At 72.3% G+C, this 8,614-nt stretch carries 9 protein-coding genes and 1 pseudogene; 3 read left to right on the forward strand and 7 right to left on the reverse strand.

From position 1 onward, the window contains the following. From RIF68_RS17900 to RIF68_RS17910, 3 genes and pseudogenes are all read left to right on the forward strand, one after another. Positions 1-140, forward strand: a pseudogene (locus RIF68_RS17900) (HAD-IB family hydrolase); the annotation flags it as partial. A 411-nt stretch (positions 141-551) separates the two neighbouring features. Further along, positions 552-1,340: an ECF subfamily RNA polymerase sigma factor, BldN family gene (locus tag RIF68_RS17905; RefSeq protein ID WP_309052271.1), complete on the forward strand. Its 789-nt coding sequence runs from the start codon at positions 552-554 to the stop codon at positions 1,338-1,340. Between the two features lie 380 nt (positions 1,341-1,720). Further along, the gene (locus tag RIF68_RS17910) at positions 1,721-2,995 is read left to right on the forward strand and encodes a DUF5667 domain-containing protein (RefSeq protein WP_309052272.1); all 1,275 of its coding nucleotides are present in this window, start codon (positions 1,721-1,723) and stop codon (positions 2,993-2,995) included. Positions 2,996-3,052: 57 nt separating this feature from the next. On the opposite strand, the gene RIF68_RS17915 is transcribed toward RIF68_RS17910, so the two are convergent. The 7 genes from RIF68_RS17915 to RIF68_RS17945 all read right to left on the reverse strand — a co-directional run. Further along, the gene (locus RIF68_RS17915; protein ID WP_309052273.1) at positions 3,053-4,087 is read right to left on the reverse strand and encodes a lysophospholipid acyltransferase family protein; all 1,035 of its coding nucleotides are present in this window, start codon (positions 4,085-4,087) and stop codon (positions 3,053-3,055) included. A 16-nt stretch (positions 4,088-4,103) separates the two neighbouring features. Further along, positions 4,104-5,249: an NAD-dependent epimerase/dehydratase family protein gene (locus tag RIF68_RS17920; RefSeq protein ID WP_309052274.1), complete on the reverse strand. Its 1,146-nt coding sequence runs from the start codon at positions 5,247-5,249 to the stop codon at positions 4,104-4,106. 136 nt (positions 5,250-5,385) lie between these two features. Next, on the reverse strand, positions 5,386-5,484 hold the full coding sequence (locus tag RIF68_RS17925; protein WP_003948845.1) for a 30S ribosomal protein bS22: 99 nt from the start codon (positions 5,482-5,484) through the stop codon (positions 5,386-5,388). 142 nt (positions 5,485-5,626) lie between these two features. Further along, positions 5,627-5,836, reverse strand: a complete 210-nt coding sequence (locus RIF68_RS17930) for a helix-turn-helix domain-containing protein (RefSeq protein WP_309052275.1) — start codon at positions 5,834-5,836, stop codon at positions 5,627-5,629. A 128-nt stretch (positions 5,837-5,964) separates the two neighbouring features. Further along, positions 5,965-6,780, reverse strand: coding sequence for a phosphatase (locus tag RIF68_RS17935; protein WP_309052276.1), 816 nt, complete (start codon positions 6,778-6,780; stop codon positions 5,965-5,967). Positions 6,781-6,867: 87 nt separating this feature from the next. After that, positions 6,868-8,043, reverse strand: a complete 1,176-nt coding sequence (locus RIF68_RS17940) for an acetoin utilization protein AcuC (RefSeq protein WP_309052277.1) — start codon at positions 8,041-8,043, stop codon at positions 6,868-6,870. Then, a partial coding sequence (locus RIF68_RS17945) for an MFS transporter (protein ID WP_309052278.1) occupies positions 8,012-8,614 on the reverse strand: 603 nt, incomplete at its 5' end. The genes RIF68_RS17940 and RIF68_RS17945, both read right to left, overlap by 32 nt.

The following is an 8,614-nucleotide window of genomic DNA, read 5'->3' on the forward strand; positions in this document are numbered from 1 at the left end:
CCAAGGAGCGGGACTGGCGGCTGCGGGACTACCGGACGGGCCGCAAGGCGGCCAAGGTCGGCATCCCGGCCGCCGCGGGCCTGGGCGCCGTGGCCGGCGGTACGGCCGCGGCGGTCGCGCTGCACCGACGTCGCCGCTGATCCGTCTTCCTGTCCGCCGATACGTTTCGGCTGCGATCATCTGCGACAACCCCGGACCGGACGCCCTCACCCGTCCGTGGTCGAACACCACCGCACAGGTCGACCACCAGGCATTCCCGCCCCCTTACCCAGCAGCGGCGACGATCACCCCCGCGTTCCCTACTTGAGCACAACGCAGCGCCCACGCGATCACACTCGGAAGCAAACCGATCAATAACCGATCGCCAATGACTCCCTGATCTGTCGTCAAGTAGTAACGGATACGACGGAATCGATGATTTGAGCAACTGGGTGTAGCGCTCCCTGTACGAAGCGTTATTCTCCTCAGACGCACAGCGGAACCCTCACGTCGCCACGACGAGTGAACGGTCCCGCACTGCACGTGATGGAAGCTCTGCCTCTGGGAGTCCCGTGTACCCACACGTCGGGGTTGACACCTCGGGCCTGGCTACGCTGCGCGCAACGGTCCTCGACCACTTGCGCGGCTTCGTCCCCACCGCGTACGCCGGCCCCGTCCCCGCCTTCGCCTTCGCCGCACCGGCACCCGCCGGCCCTTGCTATGCCCTGGCCGACGGCGGGGCCGCCGTGGGCAGACGGAGCGCCCGCGGCACCGGAACCTCGACCGCCGCCCGCCGCCCCACCGCCGACAGCGACAGCGCCCGCATGATGGACCTGGTCGAGCGCGCCCAGGCGGGCGAGGCCGAGGCCTTCGGGCGCCTGTACGACCAGTACAGCGACACCGTCTACCGCTACATCTACTACCGCGTCGGCGGAAAGGCGACGGCGGAGGACCTCACCAGCGAGACGTTCCTGCGCGCCCTGCGCCGGATCTCCACCTTCACCTGGCAGGGCCGCGACTTCGGCGCCTGGCTCGTCACCATCGCCCGCAACCTGGTCGCCGACCACTTCAAGTCCAGCCGCTTCCGCCTCGAAGTCACCACCGGCGAGATGCTCGACGCCAACGAGGTCGAACGCAGCCCGGAGGACTCCGTCCTCGAGTCCCTCTCCAACGCCGCCCTGCTCGACGCGGTCCGCCGCCTCAACCCCCAGCAGCAGGAGTGCGTGACCCTCCGCTTCCTCCAGGGCCTCTCGGTCGCCGAGACCGCCCGCGTCATGGGGAAGAACGAGGGAGCCATCAAGACCCTCCAGTACCGCGCCGTCCGGACCCTGGCCCGCCTCCTCCCGGACGACGCCCGCTGACCCCGCGTCCCCACGCGCCCCCCACACCCCGCTCCGACCCCGACCCCGTCCCCTCCACCGTCCCCGAGCGGAACCGTCCCGGCCCCCGGGGCTCCCCGCCGCCTTCCCGTCCCACGTCCCCTCGCAGCCCCTCCCGGGGCCCCTCCCCCCACGCCACCACTGCCCTCCCAACTCACAGTCGGTGACGCCCTCATGACGGACTGGTCCGATCATCTTTCGCGCGTAACCCAAGTGCCGCGCCGCTCGTTGTGCGACATGCAGGCTCCCTGTGGTCACGCCCTGCCCGCAGACACTCACTCGTTCGTGTGGATGCGCTCAAGGTGTGCAACCTTCCGGACCCCGAGGGGAGTCGACCGTCATGACGAGAGGAGGTGCCGCCAGTGATCGCGAACGTATCGGCGCACCGGCGGGCGAACGCCTTCGCCCAGGCCCTGGAGGACCGGACGTCCGAGGGCGCGGCGGCCGAGCAGCCCGAGGCCCCGGCCGAACCGGCCGAGCAGGGGCGACTGCTGGCCTTGGCGAGCGGGCTCGGCGAACTGCCGAAACCGCAGATGGACCCCGAGGTCAAGGTGGTGCAGCGAGCCCAGCTCGTGGCCGCCATGGAAGCGATGCTCGCGGAAGGAACCGCCGCCGCGGGCCCTACCGTGCCGGAGCAGCGGACGAGCGGCAAGGGAGCCCACCGGGCCTCCCCCCTGCGCAAACTCCGCCCCCGCTCCCGCTGGACCAAGGGCCTCGCCGCCGGCGGACTCACGGTCGGTGTGGCCGCGGGCGCCTTCGGCGGAGTGGCCGCTGCCAGCTCCGACGCCCTGCCCGGTGACTCGCTCTACGGGCTCAAGCGGGGCATGGAGGACATCAAGCTGGGGATGGCGGACGACGACGCCGACCGCGGCGGCATCTACCTCGACCAGGCCTCCACACGGCTGAGCGAGGCCCGCCGGCTCATGGAGCGGGGACGCTCCGGCGACCTCGACCACGAGTCCCTCACCGAGATCCGCCGGGTCCTCGGCGGCATGAAGCACGACGCCACCGAAGGCCACCGCCTGCTCCGCCAGGCCTACGAGCGGGACGGCCAGATCGCCCCCATGGCCCGGCTCAGCTCCTTCGCCCAGGCCCACCGGGACACCTGGGACGGCCTGCGCGAGCGGCTGCCCGTGCAGCTCGCCGACGTCGGCAGCGAAGTGACGGACGTCTTCGAGGCCATAGACCAGGACGTCGAGCCGCTCCAGTCGGTGCTGCCCCGCACCCCCGAGAAGGGCGCGGCCGGCTCCCCGAGCGCCGGCACCACCACCCGCACCCCGGGCGGCAGTCCCCAGGGCACCGACACCCAGCAGCCGCCCACGGCCGGGGCGTCCCCGTCGGCCGGCGGCGACTCCACCGGCCCGAGCCCCTCGGACAGCACACCGGGCTCCGGTACGGGCACCGGCACGGGACCGGGACAGGGCACCGCCCCCGCCCCGGACGGCGACACCTCGTCACCCGAGGACGACGGGCTCCTCGGCGGCGGCACGGGCGGAATCCTCAAACCCTCTCCGACGGGCTCCCCGACAGTCCCGCCGGTCGAGGAAGCGATCCCGGAGCAGCCGGACGTGACACTCCCGCCGCTCCTGCCGGGCCTGCTGCCAGGCCTCGGCATCGACAGCGAGGACGCCCGCTGAAAACCGGGAAGGGGCGCCCCCGACCACGGGGGCGCCCCTTCCGCCGTCCCGCTGTCCTCAGAAGAACACCGACCGGCGCTGCACCAGCAGCTTGTACAGCGTGTGCTGGATCTGCTCCCGCACCTGATCCGTCAGGTTGAACATCAGCATCGGGTCCTCCGCCGCCTCCGGCGGATGGTCACCCGTCTCGATCGGCTCCCCGAACTGGATCGTCCACTTCGTCGGCAGCGGCAGCATCCCCAGCGGCCCCAGCCACGGGAACGTCGGCGTGAGCGGGAAGTACGGGAAGCCCAGCAGCCGCGCCAGCGTCCTCGCGTTGCCGATCATGGGATAGATCTCCTCCGCGCCCACGATCGAGCAGGGCACGATCGGCACCCCCGCGCGCAGCGCCGTCGAGACGAAGCCGCCCCGCCCGAACCGCTGGAGCTTGTACCGCTCCCCGAAGGGCTTGCCGATCCCCTTGAAGCCCTCCGGCATCACCCCCACGATCTCGCCCGCGCGCAGCAGCCGCTCCGCGTCCTCCGCGCAGGCCAGGGTGTGCCCGGCCTTGCGGGCCAGCTCATTGACGACCGGGAGGACGAACACCAGGTCCGCGGCGAGCAGCCGCAGGTGCCGCCCCGCCGGATGGTGGTCGTGGACGGCGACCTGCATCATCAGCCCGTCCAGCGGCAGCGTCCCCGAGTGGTTGGCGACGACGAGGGCCCCGCCCTCGGCCGGGATGTTCTCGACGCCCTTCACCTCCACCCGGAAGTACTTCTCGAACACCGGGCGCAGCAGCGACATGAGGACCTGGTCGGTCAGTTCCTCGTCGTAGCCGAACTCGTCGACCTCGTACTCCCCGGTGACCCGCCGCCGCAGGAAGGCGAGCCCGCTCGCGAGCCGGCGCTCCCAGCCGCTGCCGGGACGGGCCGCCGGGGCCCCGTCCCCCGCTTCCGGGGCCTCCTCCGGCTCCGGGGGCCCGGCGGGCCGGGAGGGAGCCCGCAGCGGCGCCGGCAGGGCCCGTACGGCCGCCGCCTCGCCCTCGGCCCGGGAGGGCCGCCGCCGGGCCCGCGAACGGTCGTCGTCGAAGGGAATGACCTTGGCGTCCGCCATCGCTGTCCAGTTCTCCTCAGGCGCCGTCGTGGAAGGGGGGCGAAGCAGGGGAATTCGAAGAGGCGGGAGGGGCCGAAGAGGCCCGCGCGGGAGCGGGTACGCGCGGGGCCGACGGAGCCTCGTACGGGGTGGCGGGGACGGACAACCGGTCCGCGAGCCGGTCCACCGCCCCGGCGAGCACCTCCGGCGGCAGCAGCCCCGCTCCCCGGCTGTGCGCGAAGTCGGCGAAGGTCTCCGCCGTGGTGTAGCGGGGCGTGAAGCCGAGCACCTCGCGCATCTGGACGGTCGAGACGACCCGGCCGTGCGTCAGGAGCCGGATCTGCTCCGGCGCGAAGTCCGTCACACCGACGGCGCGCAGGGCCGAGCCCACCCAGGTGACCGCCGGCAGGAGCACCGGCACGGTCGGCCGGCCGAGCCGCCGCGCGCACTGGGAGAGCAGCAGCACCCCGTCGCCCGCGATGTTGAACGTGCCGCTGTTCAGGCCCGCCCGGCGCGACTCGTGCGCCACCAGGCGCAGCACGTCGATCACATCGTCCTCGTGGACGAACTGGAGCCGGGGGTCGTAGCCGAACACGGTCGGCAGGACCGGCAGCGAGAGGTACTCGGCCAGCGGGGAGTCGGCCCGGGGCCCGAGGATGTTCGCGAACCGCAGCACGCACACGGCCACGTCCGGGCGGCGCCGGGCGAAGCCCCGCACATACCCCTCCACCTCGACGGCGTCCTTGGCGAAACCGCCGCTGGGCAGCGACTTCGCGGCGGTGGACTCGGTGAAGACGGCCGGGTCGCGGGGGGCCGAGCCGTACACGTTCGTACTGGACTTGACCACGAGCCGGCTGACGCGCGGCGACTTCTGGCAGGCCCCGAGGAGCTGCATCGTCCCGATGACGTTGGTCTCCTTGACCGACGTACGGCCTCCGCCGCCGAGCGCCGTGCCGGTGACGTCCATGTGGACGACCGTGTCGACCTCGTGCTCGGCCAGGACCTTGGCGATGGCGGGGCGCCGGATGTCCGCCCGTACGAACACGGCGTCCCCCAGGGGGTGGGCCGGCTCCACGGCGTCGACGGCCACCACCCGGTCCACCTCCGGATCCCCCTGGATCCGGCGTACGAAGCGGCCCCCGAGCTGCCGGGCGGCCCCGGTGACGAGCACGACCTTGCCCAAGATCAGCGCCTTCCGTCCGTGTTCCGTTGGTCGCCACCGTAGCGCTTCCGGATCGAGGCGCAATAAAAACGTGGCCCTCCACCGAAAGGTGGAGAGCCACGCCTCACGCACGAAAAGCTGCGCTCGCAGCCGTCGCTTACTTCTTGTTGCGACGCTGCACGCGCGTGCGCTTGAGCAGCTTGCGGTGCTTCTTCTTGGCCATCCGCTTGCGCCGCTTCTTGATAACAGAGCCCACGACTACCCTCGCTCACTTCTTCTCACTCGGTGCGGGGCGTCTGGGCCCACACGACCTACGTCGGCCTAGCCTACCGTCCCGAGCACCGCGCTCGTAATCCGAGGGCCGGACTCAGCTCACCAACCGTTCGGCCGCGCGCTCGCTACGCGGTCCCCACCCCCACGAAGGACTCCCTCAGGTACTCGTGAACCGCCTGTTCGGGAACCCGGAAGGACCTGCCCACCCGGATCGCCGGCAGATGACCGCTGTGCACCAAGCGGTACACGGTCATCTTGGACACGCGCATCACCGAGGCGACTTCCGCCACGGTCAGAAACTTGACCTCGTTGAGAGGCCGTTCAGCAGCAGCCATGACCCACCTGTACCTTCCGCTACGCGACGCCCACCGGCTTCCCCTCCGGTGACTCTTCGTCGCCGAGCGCTCACGCCCAGACTAGGGGCGGGTGGTACGAGTGGGGAAGAGGAGCCACCTTCGGCTGTTTACCGTGACAGACACGCTCGATTGAGTACATAGCGCGTGAGGGGGCGGTAGGAGGCGGAGCGCACGCCGTCGTCCACCGGTACCGCCACGGACACCTGCCCCTCCGCCTCCCCGACGAACAGCGCGGGATCGTCCGTATCGGCGAGCCCGATGGCTTCAATACCCAGCTGACCTGCGCCGCAGACCCATCCGTGGTCACCGATCACCAGCTCGGGAAGCGGCCCGCCGGACTCGGCCGCGCTCTCGAGAGCGGCCCGGACGGGCAGCGCGGAGTGGGAATGCGCCCCCGGCACGCGCCCGTCGGGCGGCGGTCCCGGCTCCCGCACGAACGCGACCCCGCGTACGTGGTCGAGGACGTACGTACGTAGACCGAACCGGGTCGTCATGTCGACACATCTCCCCTGCGCGGGGGTGAGGACAGGGCATCCCGCCGACGACAAAGCGTCTGCGAGCGCGACGTAGAAACCGAGCAGACGGTGCGGATGACCGGTCCCGAACAGCACCGGAGCCCGCCGCGCCGCCGCCTCCCCCAGCCGAGCCGCGAAGGCGTCCAGCCGGCGCACCGTACGCTCCGGATCGATGACGTCGAGCCCGGACCGGTGCGCCGGATCGTCGGACACCCCGCACTTCTCGGCCATGAGCCGCAGCAGATCGGCCTCGCCCCACCCCCCGGCGGGATCGAGACCGAGCAGCACCCGCGGGTCCCGCGCCGCGAACAGCCGATAGCTGCGCAGGCTCGTCTCCCGCGTCGTCGCGACCGTCCCCGCCAACCCCGCAGCCAACAGATGCGCCCGCAGCGCCCCGGTACTCAGCACGGCCTCGATGCTGCCGCGAAACCACCTGCCGTGACGTCAAAACCCTTGCTTCGGACTCCCCTTGGCGTAACGGGCCGGGGGTACGGGTCAGGGCAGCAGTCCGCGCAGCGGGAACACCGCCCGGCGGGTGGCCAGCACCGACTGGTCGAGCCGGTCGGCCGGGTCGTACCCCTCGGCCCAGTCCCGGAAGCCGACCGGCCACCGCCCGTCCGTCATCCGCTCCGGCCCGCGCTGCCGGGTCCGCGCGTACACCTCGTCCCGCCAGGACGGCGGGATCACCGACGCCGGTTCGACCGGCGCGTGCGCCGCGATCCCCACCAGGTGCGTCCACGAGCGCGGTACGACGTCGACCACCGCGTAGCCGCCCCCGCCCAGCGCCACCCAGCGCCCGTCCGCGTGCGCGTGCGCCAGCTCGTGGCAGGCCTCCTGCACCGCCCGCTGGGCGTCCAGCGACACCGCGAGGTGGGCCAGCGGGTCCTCGAAGTGGGTGTCCGCGCCGTGCTGGGTGACGAGCACCTGCGGCCGGAACTCCGCGAGCAGTTCCGGTACGACGGCGTGGAAGGCCCGCAGCCATCCGGCGTCACCGGTCCCCGCCGGCAGCGCCAGGTTCACCGCCCCGCCCTCCGCCGGCCCGGCCGCTCCCGTCTCCTCCGGCCAGCCCGTCTGCGGGAACAGTGTCCTCGGGTGCTCGTGCAGCGAGATCGTCAGGACCCGCGGGTCGTCCCAGAACGCCGCCTGCACCCCGTCCCCGTGGTGCACGTCCACGTCCACGTACGCGACGCGCTCGGCACCGAGCTCGAGGAGGCGGGCGACGGCCAGGGAGGCGTCGTTGTAGATGCAGAACCCGGAGGCGGCACCGGGCATCGCGTGGTGCAGTCCGCCCGCGAAGTTCACGGCGTGCGCGGCCTCCCCCCGCCACACCGCCTCGGCGGCCCCCACCGACTGGCCGGCGATCAGCGCGGACACCTCGTGCATGCCGGGGAACGCCGGGTCGTCGACCGTGCCGAGCCCGTACGCCTGGTCGGCCCGCCGCGGCTCGGCGGACGCCGCCCGCACGGCCGCCACGTAGTCCTCGCGGTGGACCAGCCGCAGCGTGGAGTCCCCGGCGGGCTTGGCGGCCACGACGTCGACGACCCGGTCGAGCCCGTAGGCCCGCACCAGTCCCATGGTCAGGGCGAGCCGCACCGGGTCCATCGGGTGCTCGGGCCCGAAGTCGTACCCGGTGACAGCTTCATCCCACATCAACAGTGTGCGGCCGCTCATGCCCGCCACCGTATCGGGCGCCTCGCGCGCCGAACGACGTGGCGTACACCACCGTCACCAGCACGAGGACCATCGGCACGAGCATCGCGCCCCGGTGGCTCCAGGCGCCGCCGAGCGCCCCGACGAGCGGCGAGCCGATGAGGAAACCCACGTAGTTGAAGACGTTGAGCCGGGCGACGGCGGCGTCGCTGTCACCGGGGAAGAGCCGCCCGGCGGCGGCGAAGGTCTGGGGCACGAGCACGCTCAGGCCCAGGCCGAGCACGGTGAACCCGGCGAGCCCGGCCCACGCCCCCGGCGCCGTGGCGACCACCGCGAACCCGAGCGCGGCGAGGACGGCCCCGCCCCTCACCACCGAGGCCGCTCCGAACCGCCGCACGGCCGCATCCCCGACCGCCCGCCCGAGGAGCGTCGTCACCATGTACGCGTTGTACGGCACGGTCGCCAGCTCCTCCGAACCGCCGAGCACGTCCTGGAGGTACTTCGCCGACCAGTTGGAGACGGTGGAGTCGCCGATGTACGCGAAGCTCATCACGAGGCAGAGCGGCAGCAGCAGCCGGAACGGCACTCCGCC

The sequence above is a fragment of the Streptomyces sp. genome (assembly GCF_031178505.1).
GTDB classification, from domain to species: domain Bacteria; phylum Actinomycetota; class Actinomycetes; order Streptomycetales; family Streptomycetaceae; genus Streptomyces; species Streptomyces gulbargensis.

What these genes read in the sequence shown, in the direction of transcription:
- RIF68_RS17915 (WP_309052273.1), bottom strand. Translation starts at nt 4,087, where the DNA reads ATGGCGGACGCCAAGGTCATTCCCTTCGACGACGACCGTTCGCGGGCC.
- RIF68_RS17930 (WP_309052275.1), bottom strand. Translation starts at nt 5,836, where the DNA reads ATGGCTGCTGCTGAACGGCCTCTCAACGAGGTCAAGTTTCTGACCGTG.
- RIF68_RS17940 (WP_309052277.1), bottom strand. Translation starts at nt 8,043, where the DNA reads ATGAGCGGCCGCACACTGTTGATGTGGGATGAAGCTGTCACCGGGTAC.